Raw genomic sequence first — 23,951 nt, 5'->3', positions numbered from 1 at the left:
GCCTTTGTTTGAGTGGAGAGGGTGAATCATGATGGACAGCCACTACCATACAATTCTGGTCGCAGTAGACGGATCAAAGACAGCAGACTTGGCATTCGATAAAGCGGTCCAGTTTGCAAAAATTGATCATGCAAAGCTCGTCATCACACATGTCATCGACATTCAGACATTCGCGAATGTCCGTGCCAACCAACGCTTCATTGACCAAAACGTGACAGAGTATGCACAAGAATTACTTGAACGATACGAAAAACAGGCACATCAAGCCGGGTTGGATGCAGTCGAGCTCGTCATCGAGACAGGGTCACCGAAGACGTTGATCCCGAAAGTCATTGCACCGCGTGTCGGGGCAGGACTGATTGTCTGTGGGGCTGTCGGCATGAACGCAATGGAACGGATTATGATTGGGAGTGTATCCGAAAACATTGCCCGTTATGCGAAATGCGACATTTATATCGTCCGTCCAAAAACGTTAAATTAATCAAAAAAGATAAGCAGTCTCTTAAAGGCAGTAGCTTAAGGGACCGCTTATCTTTTTTTAGTTTACTTTGTCAGCAGGTAATAAAATACACCAAGCACGATTAAGATGACCGGTAGTAAAATCAAGTACATCCAAACCATGTTTTTAGCAGTTGTTTTGTTACTGTAGCTTTCTTCATTACGGCTACGTCCGACCATGAGTGTAAAAATAAGTCCAATGATACAAATCACAAGGGCGATCCAAAATAAAAGGGTCATCGTTCTTCCTCCTTTATCTAGCAAACATCAAGCTCTCTTTTATCATATCGAACATTGCTCGGGTCTGTCTGCCTAATTGTGACAGTTTGAAGTTGACGTCAGCTAGTTGAGGGGCTAAACTAACACTAACAGTTTAGGAGGTAAACTAAAATGAAAGACAATCTTCGGGAAGCCGTCCTTCTGTTTGAGGAAGTCATGATTCATGGGACGGAACGCGTATTAAAGTCCGTTGAATCTCCCGTGTGGCGTTTGTATTCTCCAGAGCAACTTCATTTATTGAAAATCGTCGGTAAATACGGACCGATTGCTTCGGGACGAATCGCCGTCATGCAAGGTGTCCATAAAAGCGCGATTTCAAACCGTCTGAAAAAGTTAAATGAAAAAGGACTCGTGGAAGTCGAACGGGCGGAAGATGATCATCGGACGAAACAAATCATTTTGACGCAAGCAGGACGCGATGTCGTCGAGGAATCGAACCAGGCAATCTATCTCTATTTGGAACAATTGATTGACGGTAAGGTCGAGGACGATGAAATTCAACAGTTTATCGAAACGTTTAAAAAGGTTAAATCGATTTTAAAGATTGAAGATTAAGCAGCAGAGAAAAATAGAACTAGAAGAGGTGGAGAAGGCATGCGACAAATCGTCAAGTGGCGCTGGCCGATCGTAATCGTCTTATTGATTGCGACAGTCGGTCTATTTTTAGCGGCACCGAACTTATCGAAACAAGCAGAGGATGCTGGAGCGATTCAGCTCGCAAGTGATGCAGATTCGCAGCGCGCAGCAGATATTTTACAGGCAGCTGGTGCAAGTGAAGAAACCATTTCGCTCGTCATCCCGTTAAAGGACAAGGTCTCAGCGTCTGACCGCACTGACATCGGTCAAATCGTGACGGATTTAGAAAAACTCGACAAACCTGTGACCGGTGTCCTTAATCCGTTTGAAAGTGAGGAAACGGAAGGACAACTTGTCTCAAAAGATAAAAAAACGGTGCTCGTTCCAATTACAGTGGACGGGTCACAAGAAGAAATTACAGCGCTCGCGGAAAAAATCCGGGCGGATGTCCTTCCGAATGACCGGACGATTTATCTGACAGGTGAATCGCTGATTAATGCAGACGTCAACAAAAGTTCGCAAGAAGGACTGAAACGGACGGAGTTAATTACTGTCGGTTTGATTTTTGGTTTATTGCTTATCGTCTTCCGTTCGATCGTCACACCGTTCGTTCCACTGCTTGCAGTCGGCGTAACCTACCTGATGAGCCAATCATTTGTGGCGTTTTTTGTTGATTGGTTCGGTTTCCCGGTCTCGAACTTCACACAAATCTTCCTCGTCGCGATCTTATTCGGGATTGGGACAGATTACTGTATCTTACTGTTAAGCCGCTACAAGGAAGAACTGACAGCTGGACATGACGTCGAAACGGCAATCGTCAACACGTATAAAACAGCGGGTCGGACATTGCTGATTAGTGGGATTGCCGTTCTCGTCGGTTTCTCGGCAATCGGATTCGCAGATTTCCCGATCTTTAAATCATCGGTTGCAGTAGCGGTCGGGATTGCCGTCTTACTGCTCGTCCTGTTTACACTCGTCCCATTCTTCATGGCGACGTTAAAAGAAAAATTATTCTGGCCGTCGAAAAGTGCAGCGAGTCACCGTGATAGTAAGTTATGGGCACGTTACGGCGGATTATCGATTCGCCGTCCATTGCTCGCGATGGCAATCGTCGCCGTCATTACAGTCCCGACGCTCTTTACGTATGATGACGATCTTTCATTCAATACAGTCGATGAGATTGGAGAAAAATACGAAACCGTCAAAGGGTTAAATGCGATTTCAGACGGATTTGGTGCGGGAGAATCGCTCCCCGTCAACGTCATCTTAAAGGACGATAAAGACATCGTGACAGAAGAAACACTTCCTTATGCGGAGCAGTTAAGTCGCGAGCTCGTCAAATTGGATGGTGTCAAATCCGTTCGGTCGATTTCAAGACCAACGGGTGAGGTCATCCCCGATTTATACGTCGACCGCCAACTCGCGCAAATTGCAGATGGGGTCAAAGATGCCAATACGGGTCTTGGTGAAGTCGGTCAAGGTTTAGAGGAAGTCGAAAAAAACCTTCAATCGATTAGTGGACAGCTTCCGGCTGGAGACGAAGCGACGGCTGGGGCAACACAATTGCAACAGGCAGCAGATGGTCTCGGTCAAATCAATCAACAGCTCGGCGCTGTCGGTCAAGGACTGCAAACGACACAAAACATACCGCAAGCGGTCGGGACGTTGTCCGCTTTATCGGAACAATTGACGCAAATTGAAACCGGCATTGCGCAAGCGGCGACAGGAATTGAACAACAAGGTGCACAAGCTGGACAGCTCGGTGGTGGCTTGACGCAACTTGCGGACGGTGTCGGTTCGGCAAATGAGGGTCTTCAAAAAATCGAAGACGGTTTAACGGATGTAGCGGATATTCTAACTGAGATGGGCGATTCGAAAACGATTCGCGGGACCGGAATGTTTATTCCGAAAGAGACGTTAACGAATAAAGAGTTTGAACCGGTCATCGAACGCTATGCAATTGATGACGAAACAGGATTGAAGTTTGAAGTCATTTTAAACGACGATCCATATTCGCCAAAAGCGATCGAAACAGTCGCGGCGATTAAAAAAACGACTGCGAGTACGTTAAAAGATACGCCACTCGAAGAGGCAAAAGTTGCTTACGGTGGTATTTCAAGCATCAATAGTGACTTAAACGATACGTCAAAAGCGGACTTTTCGCGGACGGTCGCGATTATGATCGTGAGTCTGTTCATCGTCCTCGCAATCATGTTCCGTTCGTTCATCATGCCGCTGTTCATGATTGGTTCATTGTTACTGACGTACTATACGTCGGTCTCAATCGCAGAGTTGATCTTCGTCAACGGATTGGGGTATGACGGAATCAGTTGGGCGGTTCCATTCTTTGGCTTTGTCATGCTTGTCGCACTTGGCATCGACTATTCAATCTTCCTCCTTGATCGCTTCCGCGAAGAAACGATCAACGGACTTGAGACGAAAGAAGCGATGTACATCTCGATGAAAAAAATGGGCTCGGTCATCATTACGGCAGCGATCATCCTCGCCGGTACGTTCGGTGCGATGATGCCATCCGGTGTCCTCAGTCTCGTTCAAATCGCGACGATTGTCATCACGGGTCTTCTCTTGTATGGATTGATTGTCTTACCGCTCTTGATCCCGGCGATTACGGTTTCGTTCGGTTCAGGTGTCTGGTGGCCTTTCCGTCAAAAAGAAAATAAGAAGTAAAGGCATTGAACTGGTCCATCCGGGCGTCATCCGGATGGGCTTTTTCGTTATACTACAAGCAGGAGGCGGTGAAGATGCAACAATTTAACCAATTGACGGATCGTGTATGGTATCAAACACCGGTCAGTGAAACGGATCGACCGATTTTAGGACTGATCGTCGGAGCAAAACGTAGTTTGATGATTGACGCAGGAAACTCGAGCCGGCATGCAGCACTGTTTTTAGAAGAAGTGGAGCGACATGGCTTGAAAAAACCTGATTTACTGGCATTGACCCATTGGCACTGGGACCACATTTTCGGACTAAAAGAAATGAACCTTCCGGCGATGGCAACGAAGCGGACGGTCGCGCGAATTGAACAGATGCTAGATTATGACTGGACAGATGAAGAACTCGAAGCGCGGATCGAGCAGGGAATCGAGATACCATTTTGTGCCGATGCCATCAAGCTCGAGTTTGGTCCGACACGTGATATAGCAGTACAATTGCCAGATATTCAATTCGAGGGAGAACTTGTCGTCGACTTAGGGGATGTGCATTGTATTCTGCGCGAAGTCGAAAATGACCATTCACCCGGGAGTCTGCTTGTTTACATACCGGAAGAACGTGTCTTATTTTTAGGGGACGCGATGTATGCTGATATCTTTTCGGCGAAATGGAACTATACGGTCGAGCGAATGACGTTGTTACTTGATACCATCGCGGAGTATGATGCGGCGTATTACGTCTGGTCGCACGGTGAGGCAATGCCCCGCGAAGCCTTTGAAAAAGAAGTCGCGATGTTACGTCAGGCGATGGATGTGACGGAGCGAGCAGGTGGGAAGATTTCAGAGATGCGTCGATTATACAAAGAAACGGTCGACCGTGTGTTAACGACGGACGAAGAAGAAACGCTCGTCTTTTTTGCGAACGGGATGAAATCTTAAAGCAATCGATCGTCAGTTCGGAAGGAATTGATGCCGCAAAAGGCGAAACTGTTCAATATGAGAAAAATTGGATAGATGAGAAAGGGAGTTGTATAATGTATCCGGATAAAAATAATCGGAACGAAACAAGCGACCGTGTTTTTTTTGGTACGGGAAAATTCTTTTTCGTCTTTGTGATTGCGCTAGTGCTCTATGTGCTCTACGACTTGTATCTCCAATGAAAACAATCTGACGCGTCACCTTCCTGAAAAAATCGGGAGGTGATTTTTTGATTTTTAGGGGAGTGCAAAGAGACCAAATTTTGGGTAATAATCAGCATGAGACACTTACAGGTTTTTGCAGAGGAGGCACAACATGAAACGCATCCAGATTGCCGACTTTGATCGTCGTTTACCTGGGAGAGAGCTCCGGGAGACGACGCATTATTATGAAGTGATTTTTATGAAAGATTACGAAGAAATGTATCCTTCAACACAAGTACGAACGATTCAATTGGCAGATATCTGTGTCAACTTAATCGTGATGCCGGAGCGGACGTATCTTGTCTCCGCGTTATTCTTGAAGCCGGTCGAAGTAACAGATGTCGTCGCCTGGATTCAACTGTACACGATTAGTTTTGCGACAGCTGATGACTCGGGTTATTATGTCGAACAGGCGGATGAAATTCTTGAAATCGTCCTGTATCAAGACAATCCGATTGTCATTGCGACACGAGGGGATGACCGCCTTTATTATGAGACGAAAGGAGCGATTGAAGTGCGCCGAGCCACCAATGAAGGAATTGGAAACAAACCATTGTTGTATTTGAACGGAGAAGCATGGTTCGGGGTCCCGCGACTTGAATTCAACCCGAAGCAAGACGAAATCCATGTCAATGGAACGTTTTTGTTCGCTGATTATATGGACGTTTATCAAGGTCATGTCAGCTTTTTTCGGAAGACGGACCCAGAATTGCCGGCTGTGTTGCTAGTCGGGCAGGCCATTATTGAAATGGAGTTGACGGAAAAGCCAGACGGTAGCCGAATCCTCGTCATCGAGCAGCCGTATGATGAAGCGTGAAACCTCGCCTCTTTCTCTTTCAAAATGAGTTAAAAAGGAGACAGTGAAATCCCTTACAAAATGTGCGAAGATAGGAAGGAGAAGGTTAGAGGGGATGAGGGGAAGTATGACTAAAGAGACACCACGTAATTCAAAATGGATGCGCTCCTACAATCGGGCACTTGTGTTACGCCTGATTCGAATGCATCAGCCAATTTCGAGGGTCGAACTTGCCCAGCGGACAAATTTGACGAAGCCGACGGTCTCGAACATCGTCAGTGAGTTGATTGCCGATGGTCTCGTGACGGAGCGGGAACTCGGAGTTTCGAATGGGGGACGCAAACCAATCATGCTTGAATTGGTTGCGACGGAACAATATGTCATCGGAATCGATGCGACGAGTCATCGTTTCATCGGTGTCATCGCCGACTTGAGTGGAAATACGATCCATGAAGTCGAATCAATCGGACACTTTGATACGAGTGACGATATGATTGATGCCGTCAGTCAACTGTGTGAAGAATTGATTGAAGCGACAAACGGTGTCGGGACGATTCATGGCATCGGGATTTCTGTCCACGGGATGGTTAATCCGGAAACAGGTGTCATCCTATTTGCCCCTCGGTTCCACCTTCATGATGTCGCACTAAAAAAACATTTAGAGGAACGATTTGCCTATCCAGTTTTCATCGAGAATGACGTGCGTGCGCTCGCTTCCTTCGAATTGTTATTTGGCGAGGGGGTCGGGGTCGATCAATTCTTTTACCTTTATGCAGGCGAAGGGATTGGAGGCGCCTATGTACTGGATGGAAAGTTGATTGATGGGGAAAACCACATCACGGGTGAAGTCGGACATATGCGACTTGATTTAGATGGACCCATCTGTTCTTGTGGCAATCGTGGTTGCCTTGAGGCATTGGCAGGCGAAAAGTCACTGTTGCGCGATTTTGAAGTCATTGATCCGCAAGTAAAAACCTTACTGGAACTGCGGAGTCGTTTAGTGGCAGGAGACGAACAAGCGGCGCGCGCCTATCATCGAGCAGGAGAGTATATCGGGATTGGTGTATTGAATACGATTCACTTGTTGAACCCGAAACGGATTTTACTAGGCGGCCCGATGTTTGAACGCGCACCGGGCATCGTCGAGCAGATTAAAGAACGGGTTGCGCATACGGCGCTGACAACAGCCTCGCGACAGACGGACGTGAAGATGGTGCCGTGGAGTGAAAAACAAGGAGCACTTAGTGCAGCTGCCTTAGCGACAAATAGTGTCTTTCAAACGATTTAAAGTATAAACTACTTCCATCGATATGACGGAAGTAGTTTTTTTGACTGTAGGCAAACTCTTATGAAGAGTGAAAATGCGATAACGAGAAGCAATCAGTTCGCGCTTCCCTTTCTCGCTTCATCTTCAAAGCGGCAATTGGTCTAAAGCGATTCAAGACGGATTGCGATCCAAATCGTCTGCATGCCTGGATTTCTCTCACGGTATTACTTAAAAAGCGTCACGTTTCGTTGACTCCTACGGGAAAAAGTGTGTGTTTAACGCACTTTCAGAGGTAGGCAAGACCTTGCTCGTAAGGAGCAACGGCTTGCGCCTCGCCCGAGGAAAGCAACGAAAAAGACGCTTTGTCACGCCCTCAGTTATCAGGACTTCAAGCAATCTCGAGATAATCCCAAAAAATAATTTATGAAAACGTTTACAAATATAAAAGTCATATGCTATAGTCTTTTTAAAGATAGATAATAAATTTAATTTACTAAGTTCATGTGAACGGTGGAGGTGGATGCGGACTGGCGAAGACCAGTCGAGCTGAAACGGAAAGAAGGAGGCAACGCGCCGATGGAAACAAAAGATCCGTGGGTTTCCTATCGTGAAGCTTTTGGGCGTTACGGGGCCATCCGCGGCTTTTACTATGATCGTCAAACGCAGCGGATGACTGAACAACAACTAGGGGATGAACGGTCACCGGACCAAGACATCGTGCTCGTCCGTCCGCGACAAGATGGAGTTTTTCAATTCCGGATGTCATCCGTGCAAGGAGTATTGACAATCCGTTCCTCAGAACTGCATGTTCGAAAAAATGAGAGCGGATACATCGAATTACGCGCATTGATGCAACAAATGCGGACGGCAGGCTGCTTAACACTTGGCGGAGAGTTTTACTTATTTGTCGCTCGCGAAGTCGACACATTGGATTATCGGTTACGTTTGATTGCCCGCGTGTTGATTCGGCTACAGGGAATGCCGATCGACCAAACGGTGATGGAAGACTGGTGCAAACAAGCGAAACTGGAAGGTCAACACGGTCAAAAATACGCATGATACTTACACATAAAAAGGGGATCAATCAGATGAAATTTAAAAAATCGAAAATTTTAGCGGCAGCATCGGTTCTTACATTATCAGCACTACTCGCAGCTTGTGGTGGCGAAGATGAGCAACAGACGACAACAAAAGACGGTAAAACAATCGTTACCTGGTGGGGCTGGGCACCACAACCTGAAGCTGGGAAAGCCGTTGTCGATGCGTTCAATAAATCGCAAGACAAGTATTCAGTCGAATTCAAACGGTACAGTGAAGACTATGAAAAGCAACTTCAAGTCGCAATGTTGTCAGGTAAAGGCCCGGACATCATTGGCTTAAAAGAACCGATGATTCAGCAGTATAAAGATCGTGTCGTACCGGTCGATTCATATATGGATAAAGCAGCCGGAGATGGATGGAAAGATAAATTCGTCGAGCTCGGGATTGAACAGACGACACTTGATGGTACACAATACGCAGTCCCAATCGGTTTCACAGGACAAGCATACTTGATGTACAACAAGACGATGCTTGATAAATACGGTGTCACGCCACCTAAGAACTATAAAGAAACGGTTGATGCCGTCAAAAAAATCAAAGCGTCTGGCGATAAAGTCATTCCATTGATGCTCGGAGCAAAAGATGCTTGGATCGACATCGATGTCTACAATGTCCTCAGTCACCAAGTCGCGCCGGGTTACATTCAAAAAGTCTTGTCGGGTGAAGCAAAATGGACAGATGACGAAATGGTCAAAACAGCACAAGTATGGCAAGACCTCTTCGAAGATAAAGTCTTCCAAGAAGGAGCGCTTGGTCTTGCGACTTACAATGACGGGATGAACCAGTTCTTCGATAAAAAAGCTGCGATGTGGGTCATCGGTTCATGGGAAGCACACTCGATGACGACGGCTGAGAAAAAAGACAAATGGAAAATTGACGATGAGCTTGGATTTGCACCACTTCCTAACCTCGTAGGCGGAACAGAACAACCAATCATCGCTTCAATCGATATGGCGCTTGGCGTCAATAAAGAATCGAAACAACAAGAAGGTGCAGCAGAGTTCATCGCCTTCATGAGTCAAGGTGAAGGACAAGAAGTATACATGGGTGAGTTCGAGATGGCACCAGGAATTAAAGATGTCACGATCGACTCTGATTCCGCTTTCACATCGGAAGGCGAAAAAGAATCATACAAAATGTTAAACGATACGCTTGCGGACGCAGTCGCGAGCCGTGGAATCCGGGATACGAAATTGAACGATATCCTCGGGAAGGAACTTCAAAATATCGCAACAGGTCAAGATCCGAAAGAAGCACTTCAACGTGTTCAAGATACAGCGGATAAATCGGCGAAATAAGCAGTAGACAGCGAAGTGATGCGCCTGGCGTATCACTTCCTGATTTTTGGAAAAGAGGAAAGTGAGGAATCAACATGCAGACAGAGCGTCAGGAATTGCCGATTAAACCAAAAGCAGAGCCGTTAAAACCAGCAGCGACACGTTCACCTGCTCCAAGAAAAAAAGGCAAGATGAAACAAAATATGGTCGGTTGGGCATTTGTCGCACCAATCGTCCTTTTCGTCGTCAGTTTCATCTACTACGGGATTTTCTACAATGCCTATAACTCGTTTTTCTCATGGGACGGGATTTCGTTTGATAAAGCGTTTGTCGGGCTTTCAAACTATGCGGAAATGTTCGGAGATCCGGACTTTTATCTTTCGCTCAAAAACACCTTCATCTTCACCGTCTTGACGGTCACAATCCAGGCTGGAATCGGACTTGTTCTCGCGTACTTCCTGCATACACAAGGACCGCTGCGGACTGCGATGAAATCGGTCTTCTTCTTCCCGGTCGTTTTGAGTCCGGTCGTCCTTGGGGCAGCTTTCACACAAATTTATGATTTCCAATTTGGATACATCAACGAATTCTTACGTGCAATCGGTCTTGGGAGTCTCGAGCAGAATTGGCTCGGCGATCCAGATATCGCGCTTTATTCCGTCATCGCCATCAATATCTTCCAGTGGACAGGGTCGTCGATGGTCATGTACTACATGGCGATGTTGACGATTGAAAAAGAAATTTTCGAAGCTGCGAAAATTGATGGAGCCGGTTTCTTCCGGACCCTTTGGAGCATCGTGTTCCCGAACTTAAAGGGCACGACCTTCACGTTATCGATCCTCGGTGTCATCGGTGGACTGAAGACATTTGACTTAGTCTGGATCACGACTGCCGGTGGGCCGGGATCGTCCACAGAATTTATCTCGACCTACTTATTCCGAAAATCAATGCTCCAACAGGAAGTCGGCTACTCGAGTGCTGTCGCCATCGTGCTACTTACAATCGCGTTGCTGATCACGTACTTCCAATTACGGATACAAAAGAAAATGGATAACTAAGGAGGAACGTACCATGAATGTAGAATCTAAAAAGAGTCGTTGGATGATCAACCTTGTCCTTGCCTTAGCTTCAATCGTCTGGCTGTTCCCGATCTTTGTCATGTTCAAGGAAAGCTTACGTGTCAATGGATTTGAGAACTATATCGCGACGTTACAAAACCCGAATTTCCCAACGTTCGTCTTCAACAGTTTCTTTGTTGCTTTCTTCATGATCATCATCTCAATCACGATTCTTGCGTTTGCAGCGTTCGCTTTTTCAAAGCTAGAATTCGCAGGGAAGCGTCTCATGTTCAATATGGTCCTCGCCGGTTTAATGTTACCGGTTGCTTCGATGATCGTCCCCTTGTTCTTTACGCTCCGTTCGTTTGACGGACTGAACAATCATTGGGGATTGATTGGGGCAGAAGTTGCATTTTTCCTCCCGTTCGGCTTGATGCTCATCAAAGGGTACTTTGACGAATTGCCGAACGAACTGATGGAAGCGGCCTATATCGACGGTGCGACAATTTTAGAAGTCTTCTTCAAAGTCATGTTGCCACTCGCGAAACCGGCACTTGCGACAGCATTAATCTATGCGTTCCTCAACTCGTGGAACGAATACTTGATGGTCTTGACGTTCATGACCGATCCCGCTTACCAGACAGTCACGATGGCACCGAGCTTCTTCAAAGATGCACTCGGCGGCGATCCAGGTAAAATCTATGCCTCACTTGTGTTAATCAGCTTACCGACGATGGTCTTCTATATCTTCTTCCAACGTTTCTTCCAAAAAGGAATGACAGCCGGTGCAGTAAAATAATTTGTTTTTTGAGTCAGGGGGAGCAACATGTATTTAGGAGTCGATTATTATCCGGAACAAACACCACGTGAATTGTGGGAGGAAGATTTTCGTTTGATGAAAGAACTGGGGGTCAACGTCGTCCGGATTGCAGAATTTGCGTGGACGATGATGGAACCGGAAGAAGGGGTTTATGACTTCGACTTTTGGGATGACGTCGTCGCACGACTCAGTGACGCGGGCTTCGATATCGTCCTCGGTACACCGACGGCAACACCACCCGCCTGGATGTGTTATAAGTATCCGGAAATTTTACCGGTCGACGAACATGGTGTGACGATCAGCTTTGGTGCGCGTCGTCACTACACGGTTCACAGTGAGACCTATCAAAAATTTTCCGTCGCGATTACGACGGAAATGGCGAAACGGTACGGGCAACATCCGCGTGTCATCGGTTGGCAGACAGATAATGAGTACGGTCATGAAAAGTCGGACCGCTCTTACAGTGCTATCGACCGGGCCGCTTTCCAGGTCTGGCTCAAGAAGCGGTATGGCACGCTTGACGTGTTAAACGAGACATGGGGAACGGTCTTTTGGAGTCAAACCTATACGGCGTGGGAACAAATTCCCGTCCCGCGTAAAGTTTACCAAGAGCATAGTCCTGCCCTGCTCGTCGATTTCGACCGATTTTGTGCCGACGGCTATAACTATTACAACAAGCTGCAAGTCGATGTCTTACGGGAACATATCCATCCGGATGCCTTTATCACACATAACCTCGTCTACAGCGATATGGCTGTGAATCAACAACAGATGGCGCAAGATCTTGACTATGTCTCATTTGATAACTATCCCGTCTGGGGCGGGTTACCGGAACCAAACCGTTTCGAGAAGATGGCGAGCGATCACGATCTCTGCCGGTCGTCGAAACAGGGCAAAGGTTTCTGGGTCATGGAACAGCTCAGTGGCGCACAGGGGTGGAGCAAAATCGGATACTTACCACGCCCGGGTCATATTCGTCTCTGGACGTATCAAGCCGTTGCGCGCGGCGCGGAAGCGATCGTCTATTTCCGCTTCCGGGCAGCCTTGTTCGGGACGGAAGAATTTTGCCACGGCATCATCGACCACGACGGGAAACCGAAACGGAAGTTTGCTGAAGTCAAACAGATCATGACGGAACTAAATACGTTCGGCGACGAGATCAATGCCAGTACGTACCGAGCGGATGTCGGTGTCTATTTTGATCAGGAAAACGTTTGGGCCTGGACGCATCAACCACACAGCGATGCATTTGATTTCCGGACCGAGTTCGTCCGTTTTTACGGCGGGGCTGTCCGCAAGCAGGTTGCGACGGACATCGTTTTCCCGGGCGATGCGCTTGACGGCTACAAACTGATTATCGTGCCGCTGTACTTCCTGACGAACCCGACGTTCGATCAAGCATTGATTGATTACATGGAACAAGGGGGGCACGTCATCTTTACGTACCGGACAGGTGTCAAGGATCCGCATAACAATGTCATCCCGAAAACACTTCCCGGGAAGTTTGCCACGTATGCCGGCATTGAAATCGATGAATATGAATCCCTTCAAGCGGTCCAGCAAAACCGTGTCGAGGGACTTGACGGACAATCGTCGACGGCACGCCTCTGGTGCGATCTCATTACACCGACGACGGCAGAGTCGCTCGCCGTTTATCGCGATACATTTTACGATGGTGTCGCAGCCGTCACGCGAAATCAATACAAAGGAACAATCACTTACATCGGAGCGTCGATCGATGACGCGATGATCGATACGATTTACGCGCAAGCCTTTGAAGAAGCAGGAATCGAGACGCTTGAAGTGCCGGACCAGGTCGAAGTCGTTCGCCGTCACGGGGAAACACGCGATTTCGTCTTCCTGATGAACCATGACACAAAAGAAACGAAACAAGTCACGCTTGACGGAACATATCAGGAGCTGACGACGCAAGAGACATACAGTGGAACAGTGACACTCGCACCGCTTGCGACACTGATTCTGACGACGTAAGGAGGTAGGACCATGGCAATCTTTGAAGTATCGAAACACCGATTCGTGATTGAAGGACAAGATGTCGCGCATGTCGTGACAATCGGAGCGAATGGGAAGCTCGTTCATACGTATTTCGGGGCACGACTTCCGTATCGAGCAGATTATGCGGCGTTACCGAGTGCGGTTCTTGCCCACAGTTCATTCGAATCGCCAGACGGCGTCGCGACGTACGACTTTATCCCGTTCGGTGAGATGGTCTATACAGAACCGACGTTAAAATCAGAACGGGCAGACGGAGCAAGAATCAGTCAATTTTCTTTCGAGCAAGCAGAGCTGTCGGATACGGCACTTGTCTTATGGCTCCACGATCCCCTCCAAGATTTGCGCGTCGGGGTACGGTATGAACTTTTCGCGGCATACGATATGATCGGGCGCTCGCTCATCGTCGAAAACGCAGGAGAAAGACCTGTCCGTTTGACGACGGCGCAGTCGTTCGCGATGGGACTTTTAAATCGTCCGACGCTCAACTTCCATCATTATGCCGGGACATGGACGGGCGAATTCCAAAAACAAATCACGCCGCTGACAGCAGGACGCAAGACGATTGAAAGTCGACGCGGTGTGACGAGTCACCAGGCAAATCCCTGGTTCGCGCTTGAACACAATGCGACAGAGACGACGGGCGAAGTCATTTACGGCCATTTTGCCTATTCGGGCAACTGGTCGATTCACGCTGAACAAGATGCCTTCGGGTTCGTCCAACTATCGGGTGGGATGAATGGATTTGACTTCAGCTGGACGCTTGACGCTGAACAACGTCTAATAACACCGGTCTTTTATATCGGCTATACTCCGGACGGCTTCGCCGGAATGAGTGCGCGCGCGCATGACTTCCAGCGTCACGTGATCATGCCGGCGTCTGACCGTGAAAACGTTCGACCGGTCCTCTATAACTCATGGGAAGCGACGTATTTCGATGTGACGGAACAGGGACAACGGGCACTCGTCAATCAAGCAGCGGACATCGGATGTGAACTATTCGTCGTCGATGACGGCTGGTTCGGTGAACGTCACTCCGATCAAGCGGGATTAGGCGACTGGGTCGTCAATCGGAAGAAGTTTCCGAACGGTCTGACCCCTTTGATTGAGTATGTGAAGGGAAAAAACATGCAGTTCGGTCTTTGGGTCGAGCCGGAGATGGTCAATCCGGACTCCGATTTATATCGCGCACATCCGGACTGGATTTATCATGCTCCGGGTGCTGTCCGGACGACATCGAGAAACCAGTTCGTCTTGAACCTCGGTTTACCGGAAGTCGAACGTTTTGTTTATGACATGATGGATGAATTATTGACGTCGCACGAAATCGACTACATCAAGTGGGACATGAATCGGGCATTCTCTGAGCCGGGTGTCCCGTCGCAAACGCCGGACGCGCAAAAAGAACTTTGGAAGCGTCACGTCGATGCCTTATATCGAATCTTCGACGAGCTACGACTCGGGCATCCGACGGTCGACTTCGAAGCGTGTGCCGGTGGCGGAGGTCGGATTGATCTCGGGATTTTAGAGCGGACGGAACAAGTCTGGACGAGTGACAACACGGACCCGCTTGACCGGTTGACGATTCAACATGACTTCTCGTTTGCCTATAATGCAAAAATGATGAGTTGCTGGGTGACGGATGGTCCGAACTGGTTGAATGGGCGGAACTTACCGCTTGCGACGCGGTTCGTCTCTTCGATGCAAGGGACGCTCGGCATCGGTGGAAACTTAAGTGAGTGGACGGCAAGTGAACTCGCGGAAGCGAAAGGATGGATTGAGACATACAAGACGATTCGGCCGACAGTTCAGCACGGACGTCAATACCGCCTCAGTCCATTCTCACAAACGACAGCGAGCATCATGCAGTATACGTCTGAAACTGAGACAGTCATTTTGGCGGTTGCACCGATGCGTAAGCATGGCATTCACCAGTACAGCTTTAAACTGACGGGATTAGATGCAAGTAGACTCTATCAAGTGGAAGATCGCCAGGTGAGCGGTGCTTACTTGATGAACCAAGGACTGAACTTCTCTTATTCGACGGACTATGAAGCACGTTGTTTACGAATTCAACCCATCTATCAATTGAAACAAATTGAGCAAAAGGAGCCGATCGCATGACCGACCAGACGTTAGAACAAATCTTTGAAGAGCAATTCGATGTACAGGCGACACATCGCTTTTTTGCGCCAGGGCGTATCAATTTGATTGGAGAGCATACGGACTATAACGGAGGTCATGTGTTTCCATGTGCCTTGACGCTCGGGACGCATGCGATTGCCCGAAAACGGGATGATGCAACGTGTCGTTTCTATTCACTCAACTTCGAAGCAGACGGCATCATCGAAGTCGGATTAGACGACTTGGCCCATAATCCGCAAGACGGTTGGACGAATTATGCCAAAGGAATGGTGCACATCCTCCGGGAAGCCGGGTACGCCATCACGTCAGGATTTGACGTCTTGATTAAAGGGGATATTCCGAACGGAGCAGGGTTGTCTTCGTCTGCTTCACTCGAACTCGTCATCGGTGTCATGCTCGAGCGTTTATATGAATTGGATCTCGACCGGGTCGAACTCGTGAAGTTCGGTCAGCAGGTCGAAAATCACTACATCGGCGTCAACAGTGGCATCATGGATCAATTTGCGATCGGGATGGGACAGGCAGGGTCAGGATTACTCCTTGACTGCCAAACGCTTGATTACACGTATGCACCGCTCGACTTGACGGGCTATACGATCATCATCATGAACACGAACAAGCGGCGTGAACTCGCCGATTCAAAATACAACGAGCGACGTGCGGAGTGTGAACAGGTGCTCGAACAGTTACAGCAAGTCCGGCCGTATGCAACGCTCGGAGATTGGTCGATGGCAGAATTCGAAACCGTCACACTCGACGACGAACGCTTGATGCGCCGGGCACGCCATGCCATTTCTGAAAATGAGCGGACGTTACAAGCCTTGGAAGCACTACAAGCAGGGCAACTCGAGGAATTCGGAGAATTGATGAATGCGTCGCACCGGTCACTCCAACACGATTATGAAGTGACAGGGCAAGAACTCGACGCGTTGGTCGAAGCGGCTTGGGCGCAACCGGGTGTCCTTGGGGCACGGATGACAGGAGCCGGCTTTGGTGGCTGTGCGATTGCAATCGTTGAAACGTCAACAGTCGACCGATTCATCGATGCCGTCGGACAACGCTATGAAAGCCGGATCGGTTATCCGGCAACGTTCTACACGGCGACTGTCGGAGACGGAGCGCGTGAAGTCGAACGGGAGGTCATCTAATATGGCAGTACTAGTTGTCGGTGGGGCCGGCTATATCGGCTCCCATGCGGTCTATCAGTTGATTGATGCTGGAAAAGACGTCGTCGTCATTGATCATTTACAGGCAGGTCACAAAAAGGCGGTCCATCCGCAAGCCCGTTTATACGAAGGAGATATTCGCGACCGGTCGTTCCTTGACCGTGTCTTTACAAAAGAGACGATTGAACAAGTCGTTCATTTCGCTGCCTTTTCGTTGGTCGGGGAGTCGATGGAACAACCATTAAAATACTTCAACAATAACGTCTACGGAACGGAAGTCTTACTCGAGGCAATGGTCGCACATGATATCAAACAAATCGTCTTCTCTTCGACGGCTGCGACATACGGTGAGCAAGAAACGATGCCGATTCTCGAGACGGCAATGACGAACCCGACGAATACGTACGGTGAAACGAAATTGATGATGGAGAAGATGATGAAATGGTGCGAACAAGCACATGGTCTTCGTTATGTGGCGTTACGTTACTTCAACGTCGCTGGAGCACGCGCGACAGGAGAAGTCGGAGAGGACCATACACCAGAGACACACCTTGTTCCACTTGTCCTTGAAGTCGCAAACAATCAGCGGTCTGTCATCTCGATTTATGGGGATGACTACGCGACGCCAGACGGGACATGCATCCGGGATTACATTCATGTCGAAGATTTGATTGATGCCCATATTCTCGCACTCGATTACTTACAACAAGGACACACGAGTGATGTCTTTAACCTCGGTTCGAGCAACGGATTTTCCGTCCGCGAAATCATCGAGGCGGCGCGCCGGGTGACGGGGCACCCGATTCCGGAACAAGTCGTCGCAAGACGTGCCGGTGATCCGAGTACGTTAATCGCAGGATCAGAAAAAGCAAAACGTGTTCTCGACTGGTCACCGCGTCGGACGGACATCGACCAAATCATCCGTGATGCCTGGAACTGGCACGAACGCCGTCCGAACGGCTATCAGACAACATAAGAGAGAGAATGGATTGAGGAGAGTGAAGGCGATGAATGAACACATCAAACGATTGATTGAGCAAGCGATTGCTGAACATCTGATTGACGCAGAAGATGAAATCTATGCGCGTAATCGAATTCTTGCGCTTGTCGGTCAGGCGGATTATACCGATCCAGGGACTGTTACAGCGGAACCGATTCCAGACATCCTCGAGGCGCTGGTGGAAGAAATGATTGCGTCCGGACGGCTTGCAGCACGACTCGATGAAAAAGAACGTTTCGCAGCTGAATTAATGGATGTGTTCGTCGATCGTCCTTCGACGATCACGACGACGTTCAATCAGCTCTACAAAGAAAATCCGGTGCACGCAACGGATTATTTCTATCAACTCAGTCAGGCGAGCAATTATATCCAGACGAAACGGATTGCGAAAAACATCCAGTACAAGGCAGCGACGGTTTACGGGGAAATTGATATTACAATCAACTTATCGAAACCGGAAAAAGATCCACGCGAAATTGCGGCAGCCCGGACAGAACCTGTTGCAGCATCGACCTATCCAACGTGTTTGCTTTGTGTCGAGAACGTCGGTTATGCCGGACGCAGCAATCATCCGGCTCGGGCGAACCACCGGATCGTTCCGTTGACACTCCAAGGTGAGGATTGGGCATTGCAGTATTCGCCATACGTTTACTACAACGAACATAGCATCATTTTGTCGCAGGCGCATCGCGATATGGTAATCAACCGCGACGCCTTTGAACGATTACTGGAGTTCGTCGATCAATTCCCGCATTATTTTGCAGGGTCAAATGCTGATTTACCAATCGTCGGCGGTTCGATTTTGACGCACGATCATTACCAAGGCGGGCGTTATGAGTTCGCGATGGACCGAGCAACGATCCAAAGCCGGTTCGACTTGCCGCAACAACCGGATGTCAGTGGGCAAACGTTACACTGGCCGCTCAGCGTCATCCGCTTGAGTAGCCCTGATCGTCACCAGTTACTCGCTGCTGCCGATGATGTGTATACAGCCTGGCTGACGTATAGTGACGCGGAGCAGGAAATCATTGCGATGACAGACGGCGTCCGGCATAACACGGTGACACCGATTGCCCGGATGCGAAACGGCGTCTATGAACTCGATCTTGTCTTACGAAACAACCGGACCTCTGTCGAACATCCGGATGGCATTTTCCATACGCACGCGGACATCCACCACATCAAACGTGAAAACATCGGCTTGATTGAAGTGATGGGACTTGCGGTCTTACCAGCCCGGTTGCTTGAAGAACTAAAGCAGGTCGAACAGTTCATCGTCGGTGAAACGACGGACGTCTTGCCGGTACACCGGACTTGGGCAGAATCGTTGAAGCAACAGTACACCGGTCAACCGGTCACAGCTTACGTCGAACAAGCGGTGGCCGAAAAATTCGTCCGTGGACTCGAAGACTGCGGTGTCTTCAAACAGACGGAGGCAGGGCAGGCGGGACTTAACCGGTTCCTGCAGACGGTGACACATCAAGTGACAGGTGACCGGCGATGACGTACGAGACACATCAAACAGAAGACGCGCGACTCGTTCGGCACCGCTTGATGCAACCGGACATGGAAGTCGAGATATGGAATTACGGTGGCATCATCAATGACGTCCGGGTCAAAGATCGCTCGGGCAAGATGGAGAGTGTGGTGCTCGGCTTCGATACACTGGCCGCGTACAAAGAACATTCGCCGTATTTCGGAGCAATCGTCGGCCGGGTCGCCGGACGGATTGGGCAAGCCCGCTTTTCAATTGCTGAACAAACCTATCACCTTGCGGCAAATGACGGAACGAATCACTTACATGGCGGCACGCACGGCTTCGATCAAGTCTTCTTTGATGTCATCGAAGCAACGGAACAGCTGTTGCACTTACGGACGCTCAGTCCGGATGGTTGCGAAGGGTATCCCGGAAATGTAACCGTGGATGTCATCTACCGGCTAAACGGGACAGCATTGACGTTGTCGATTGAAGCAACGACGGATCAGACGACACCACTGAACGTGACGAATCATACGTACTGGAACCTGTCCGGGAACTTACAACGCGATATTCTGGATCATCAGTTGACGTTACCGAGTTCGACCTATCTACCGCTCGGATCCGATCTGCTACCGACGGGTGAATTCCGTGCGGTCGACGGAACGGTCCTTGATTTCCGGACAGGGCGGTCGATTCGCAGTGGCGCTGAATCGGAAAGTGAGGAGACGGTCAATGCCGGGAACGGTTATGATCATCCGTTCGTCTTAGACGAAGGGAGAGCGCAACTCATGGATCCGGTATCAGGACGAACGTTACAGATGACGACGAATCAGCCGGTCGTCGTCTTATATACGGGAACACAACTTTTGACCGACTATACGGTTCGCGGTGTCCCGTCCCGTCCGTCACTTGGTCTTTGCCTTGAGGCACAAGTTCATCCGAATGCTGTCAATGAATCCCGTTTTCCATCGATTCTCATCGAACCGGGTGCGACGTACCAGTGGGAGACGACATATCAGTTTGGAATCAATAATGTAAACTGATATCGGAGGGGTGACGTCCCTCGTTTGAGTCATCCGCTGTTCATCTTTATATTCTTTTGATGAAGAACATGCTGAAGCAGGTGTCATCCGTTGATTCTCATGCGAGACGGAGACTCCTGCGGGAACAGCGGAATAGGTGAGACCCCCGAGGAACGTAAGTGACAAGGAGGCTCGCCTTCCGCCCGTGGAAAGCGAAGTCTCGCATGAGAATCAACAACCGCTTGATCGTTGACTTTTAGCTTGTCTCCATTTCATTTTGTTTTAATCTCGATGACTCATGCCTCAACCGAGAAAAACATATGAACAAAAGGCTAATTGTTCATCAACCGCGACGTAATAAACGCCGTGTCTACGAGAAAACCCGAGTGCTCCGCTTCTTGTTAGAAAACGGAGTCGCTCGGGTTTTCAATTACATTGAATTCGGACTGACTTCTTGCTCTAAGGCAAGCAAGCGGCGTTTCATGTTCAATCCACCCCAGTAGCCAATCAAATCACCGTTCTTGCCGACAATCCGGTGACAGGGGATGACTAACAGCAACCGGTTTTTCCCGATTGCCGTGCCGACTGCCCGGATGGCACGAGGGCGTGAGACGGCCGCTGCGATCTCGGAATACGTTGTAGTGTTTCCGTATGGAACAGCTTGCAATGCTTGCCAGACATCGAGCTGGAACGGTGTCCCGATCGGGTGAAGTGGCAATGTAAAGGCCGTCCGCTCTCCCTGCAAATAACCGAGCAGTTGCTCCCGGTACGGATTGATTCTTGAATCGTCAATTAAGACTTCAGCCCGTGGAAGATGCTTTCGTTTCCAGTCTTCAAAGAGTTCGGACGGTTCGTTAAACGCACCGACATAACAGAGACCGTCCGACGTCGCAGCAATCGGAAAGCAATGGTGTTCCCATTCAAGTTTCGTAAAGTAAAGTTCCATCGGGCATTGCTCCTTCAAAAACAAGTGGTGTGGTTACGTGTTCGAGAAGACAGCCTGTTGACGTGGTGGAAGATGGATTGCTTGTCCGACCAGTGCTTCGAGTGCTTCCGTCAAGGCTTCATTGCGACTCGGGTGTGCTTGGACCGGAAAACGTAAATCTTCTTGTTTCGCAGCCATTTCAAGGGCAAGCGCACATGTACCGGCGAGTTCAAGGGCACCGTCCCCAATCATATGAATGCCTAAAATCAGTGATGTCTTCGCGTCCGAGACGACTTTGATAAAACCGCTGGCCGCATCGATACTGCTCGCCCCGTTTGCCGTCAATGGAAACTGTCCGACCTGCACCGTGAACCCGCCTTCAGTGGCTGCTTGTTCCGTCAAGCCGATGGAAGCGATTGGCGGAAGTGAGCGGATGATTGTCGGGAAGTAAGGAATCGTCGTATCAGGTGAAGCGCCACCGAGATGTTCCGCCGTCCGTTTTGCTTCATGGATTGCCCGCGTCGCGAGTTGCGGACCAGGTGTTACGTCCCCAATCGCATAAATATGGGGGAAATTTGTTCGACCAAGCGCATCTACGACTAGTGTTGCATCCTCGTTTAACGTCAGACCAAGCCGATCGACACCTAAATCAAGTGTATTGGCTACGCGTGGCAACGACTGGAAGAGGTAACTGGCCTGGACAGTTTTTTCTTGTTCAGCCTTGACGATTGTGACGTCGACGTGAGTATCCGCCGGTGTAATCGTCGTCACAGTGCCACTGACAAGTGTGATTTTTTGTTTTTTGAACGTCCGCTTCAATTCTTTTTCGAGACTTGTGTCGAACTCGAATCCGTCAGCAATCAACGTCACATCTGTCCCGAGTGCTTGAAAACTCATCGCTGCTTCAATCGCGATATAATCGTTCCCGATGATAATCAGACTGTCCGGTAACTCTTGTAATTGATACAGTTGTTCCGCGTTCAAGAGAACGGATGATTCTTCACGGATGCTGTGGCTGCCGGTTGCGATCACGATATCTTGAAAACGATACGTATCGAACTGATGTCCGTGTTCGACACCGATCCGGTCGTCTGAGAGGAAGGACGCAGACCCGGTCACGTATTCAATATCATTTGCTTTACAAAGCGCTTCGACGCCTTGGCGCAGCTTCGTCACGACTTGATCACGGTAGTTTGCTAACTGGCCGAAATCATGTGTCGTTTCGATGGAAAAGCCGAGTGCCGTCAAGTGTGAGAGACGTGTTCGCTCCTGCGCAGCATGCGCCAATACTTTCGACGGAATACATCCGACGTTCAAGCATGTTCCACCGAGTCGTTCCCGCTCAATCAATGTGACGTCGCGTCCAAGCTGTTTCGCCCGAATCGCAGCTGTGTAACCAGCTGGTCCACCTCCGAGAATGAGGAGGTCACGCTCTTGTGTCAGTTCTCCTACGACCATTTAAATCAACTCCATTAATAAAGTAGTCGGTTGTTCAATCAGACCGGCGAAGCGATTCGTGAAGGCGACGGCCGTCGCTCCGTCCGCGACGCGGTGATCAAACGACATCGAGACGTTCATCATCGAGCGGACGACGATTTGATCGTTTTCATCGACGCAAGCCCGTTTTTTTGTTTTATGAAAAGCGATTAGGGCGGTCTCCGGGTAGTTGATGATGGGCGTCGCACCGGTACTGCCGAGCGGTCCGACATTACTCATCGTGAACGTGCTCGCTTTTAAGTCGCCCGCCCGCAACTCGTTTGTTTTCGCCCGTGTGTGCAGTCCGGCGAGTTGTTCATGTAACATGCGGAGTGAGAGCTGGTCGGCTTGACGGACGACAGGGACGATTAAGCCGTCTTCCGTTTCCGTCGCGATTCCGATATGGTACTCCTGCTCTAAAATGATTTGATCATTGGCTTCATCCAGTTTGGCATTGAAGACCGGGAAGTCTTTTAGGGCGACGACAAGTGCCTTGACGAAGAAGGCGTTGACACTGATCGGTGTCCCGTTCGCTTTTAGTTCTGCCCGCAGTGCAAGGAGACGTGTCATGTCGATTTCTTCAAAGTGCGTGACATGAGGAATCGTAAAGAGCGATTGCGTCATCTTCTTCGCAATCTGTTTGCGGATCCCGCGAAACGGTAACGTCGTCGGAGTAGTTGACGGTGTGACCGCTTCAGGAGCCGTGACGGCTTCAGGCCGGACAGGTGACGCGGATTCTCGACTTGTGACGAACTGCAAAACATCCTCTTCCGAAACGCGTCCGGATGGGTCCGATGCGGGTACTTGTTCGATATCAATTCCGTGATCGCGAGCAATTTTTCGTGTGTACGGTGTCGCGAGGACACGGCGCGTCTGTATGGCAAGCGGTGTTCGCGCGTTCACGACAGGACGCGATGGCTCGGTGACGGTTTCACGTGTTGCCGCTTCCTCGTCACCGGATTCAATCAGGAGGAGCGTCGTTCCGACAGTGACGGTCTGTCCAACCGGAATTAAGATGTCTTTGATGACGCCGGAAATCGGTGCCGGTAGTTCAGCGACCATTTTATCGGTCGACACTTCGACAACCGGTTGATCAAGCGTCACATGATCACCGATTTTGACGAGATAATGGGCGATTTCACCTTCCGTCATGCCTTCTCCGACATCATGTAGTTTCACTTCAGTCATAAACTCAG

20 protein-coding genes are annotated in these 23,951 nt (G+C 49.3%); 16 read left to right on the top strand and 4 right to left on the bottom strand.

Going from position 1 to position 23,951, the window contains the following annotated elements:
* Window positions 1-31 precede the first annotated feature (31 nt).
* The gene (locus KNQ05_RS12420; protein WP_088838409.1) at window positions 32-481 is read left to right on the top strand and encodes a universal stress protein; all 450 of its coding nucleotides are present in this window, start codon (window positions 32-34) and stop codon (window positions 479-481) included.
* A gap of 62 nt (window positions 482-543) precedes the next feature.
* Here KNQ05_RS12420 and KNQ05_RS12415 read toward each other — a convergent pair whose 3' ends face one another.
* On the bottom strand, window positions 544-738 hold the full coding sequence (locus KNQ05_RS12415; RefSeq protein WP_088836190.1) for a hypothetical protein: 195 nt from the start codon (window positions 736-738) through the stop codon (window positions 544-546).
* A gap of 150 nt (window positions 739-888) precedes the next feature.
* Between KNQ05_RS12415 and KNQ05_RS12410 the strand changes: the two genes are divergently transcribed.
* From KNQ05_RS12410 to KNQ05_RS12340, 15 genes are all read left to right on the top strand, one after another.
* On the top strand, window positions 889-1,332 hold the full coding sequence (locus KNQ05_RS12410; protein WP_214805539.1) for a MarR family winged helix-turn-helix transcriptional regulator: 444 nt from the start codon (window positions 889-891) through the stop codon (window positions 1,330-1,332).
* A 39-nt stretch (window positions 1,333-1,371) separates the two neighbouring features.
* Complete coding sequence (locus KNQ05_RS12405; protein WP_214770429.1) at window positions 1,372-4,041, top strand: MMPL family transporter; 2,670 nt, start codon at window positions 1,372-1,374, stop codon at window positions 4,039-4,041.
* 74 nt (window positions 4,042-4,115) lie between these two features.
* On the top strand, window positions 4,116-4,967 hold the full coding sequence (locus KNQ05_RS12400) for an MBL fold metallo-hydrolase (protein WP_214805537.1): 852 nt from the start codon (window positions 4,116-4,118) through the stop codon (window positions 4,965-4,967).
* 354 nt (window positions 4,968-5,321) lie between these two features.
* On the top strand, window positions 5,322-6,026 hold the full coding sequence (locus KNQ05_RS12395; RefSeq protein ID WP_214767241.1) for a hypothetical protein: 705 nt from the start codon (window positions 5,322-5,324) through the stop codon (window positions 6,024-6,026).
* Between the two features lie 106 nt (window positions 6,027-6,132).
* The gene (locus KNQ05_RS12390; RefSeq protein WP_214767239.1) at window positions 6,133-7,293 is read left to right on the top strand and encodes an ROK family transcriptional regulator; all 1,161 of its coding nucleotides are present in this window, start codon (window positions 6,133-6,135) and stop codon (window positions 7,291-7,293) included.
* A 555-nt stretch (window positions 7,294-7,848) separates the two neighbouring features.
* Entirely contained in the window at window positions 7,849-8,331 is a 483-nt protein-coding gene (locus tag KNQ05_RS12385; protein WP_029332520.1) for a hypothetical protein, read from the top strand.
* 29 nt (window positions 8,332-8,360) lie between these two features.
* Entirely contained in the window at window positions 8,361-9,671 is a 1,311-nt protein-coding gene (locus tag KNQ05_RS12380) for an ABC transporter substrate-binding protein (RefSeq protein WP_214767237.1), read from the top strand.
* A gap of 74 nt (window positions 9,672-9,745) precedes the next feature.
* The gene (locus KNQ05_RS12375; RefSeq protein WP_088836196.1) at window positions 9,746-10,708 is read left to right on the top strand and encodes a carbohydrate ABC transporter permease; all 963 of its coding nucleotides are present in this window, start codon (window positions 9,746-9,748) and stop codon (window positions 10,706-10,708) included.
* 13 nt (window positions 10,709-10,721) lie between these two features.
* Window positions 10,722-11,507 carry a carbohydrate ABC transporter permease gene (locus tag KNQ05_RS12370; RefSeq protein ID WP_088836197.1) on the top strand — a complete coding sequence of 262 codons (786 nt, stop codon included), beginning with the start codon at window positions 10,722-10,724 and terminating at the stop codon, window positions 11,505-11,507.
* 27 nt (window positions 11,508-11,534) lie between these two features.
* The gene (locus KNQ05_RS12365) at window positions 11,535-13,520 is read left to right on the top strand and encodes a beta-galactosidase (RefSeq protein WP_214805535.1); all 1,986 of its coding nucleotides are present in this window, start codon (window positions 11,535-11,537) and stop codon (window positions 13,518-13,520) included.
* Between the two features lie 12 nt (window positions 13,521-13,532).
* Complete coding sequence (locus KNQ05_RS12360) at window positions 13,533-15,665, top strand: alpha-galactosidase (RefSeq protein ID WP_214805533.1); 2,133 nt, start codon at window positions 13,533-13,535, stop codon at window positions 15,663-15,665.
* Window positions 15,662-16,834 carry a galactokinase gene (locus KNQ05_RS12355; RefSeq protein WP_214805531.1) on the top strand — a complete coding sequence of 391 codons (1,173 nt, stop codon included), beginning with the start codon at window positions 15,662-15,664 and terminating at the stop codon, window positions 16,832-16,834. The genes KNQ05_RS12360 and KNQ05_RS12355 overlap by 4 nt, the downstream gene beginning before the upstream one ends.
* Window position 16,835: 1 nt before the next feature.
* Complete coding sequence (galE, locus tag KNQ05_RS12350) at window positions 16,836-17,828, top strand: UDP-glucose 4-epimerase GalE (protein ID WP_088836201.1); 993 nt, start codon at window positions 16,836-16,838, stop codon at window positions 17,826-17,828.
* A gap of 31 nt (window positions 17,829-17,859) precedes the next feature.
* Window positions 17,860-19,356 carry a UDP-glucose--hexose-1-phosphate uridylyltransferase gene (gene galT, locus KNQ05_RS12345; protein ID WP_214803373.1) on the top strand — a complete coding sequence of 499 codons (1,497 nt, stop codon included), beginning with the start codon at window positions 17,860-17,862 and terminating at the stop codon, window positions 19,354-19,356.
* On the top strand, window positions 19,353-20,375 hold the full coding sequence (locus KNQ05_RS12340) for an aldose epimerase family protein (protein ID WP_214767231.1): 1,023 nt from the start codon (window positions 19,353-19,355) through the stop codon (window positions 20,373-20,375). The genes galT and KNQ05_RS12340 overlap by 4 nt, the downstream gene beginning before the upstream one ends.
* Window positions 20,376-20,784: 409 nt before the next feature.
* On the opposite strand, the gene KNQ05_RS12335 is transcribed toward KNQ05_RS12340, so the two are convergent.
* The 3 genes from KNQ05_RS12335 to KNQ05_RS12325 are packed head-to-tail and all read right to left on the bottom strand — an operon-like array spanning window position 20,785 to window position 23,943.
* Window positions 20,785-21,300 (bottom strand): methylated-DNA--[protein]-cysteine S-methyltransferase, encoded by a 516-nt coding sequence (locus KNQ05_RS12335; protein ID WP_214805529.1) that lies wholly within the window; start codon window positions 21,298-21,300, stop codon window positions 20,785-20,787.
* A gap of 33 nt (window positions 21,301-21,333) precedes the next feature.
* On the bottom strand, window positions 21,334-22,737 hold the full coding sequence (locus KNQ05_RS12330; protein WP_214767229.1) for a dihydrolipoyl dehydrogenase family protein: 1,404 nt from the start codon (window positions 22,735-22,737) through the stop codon (window positions 21,334-21,336).
* Entirely contained in the window at window positions 22,738-23,943 is a 1,206-nt protein-coding gene (locus tag KNQ05_RS12325) for a dihydrolipoamide acetyltransferase family protein (protein ID WP_214767227.1), read from the bottom strand.
* Between the last annotated feature and the right edge of the window lie 8 nt (window positions 23,944-23,951).

The organism is Exiguobacterium sp. s125 (assembly GCF_018618605.1).
GTDB lineage: Bacteria > Bacillota > Bacilli > Exiguobacteriales > Exiguobacteriaceae > Exiguobacterium_A > Exiguobacterium_A oxidotolerans.
Note: the sequence above shows the minus strand (reverse complement) of the source record. Positions and strands in the feature narration are given on the sequence as shown.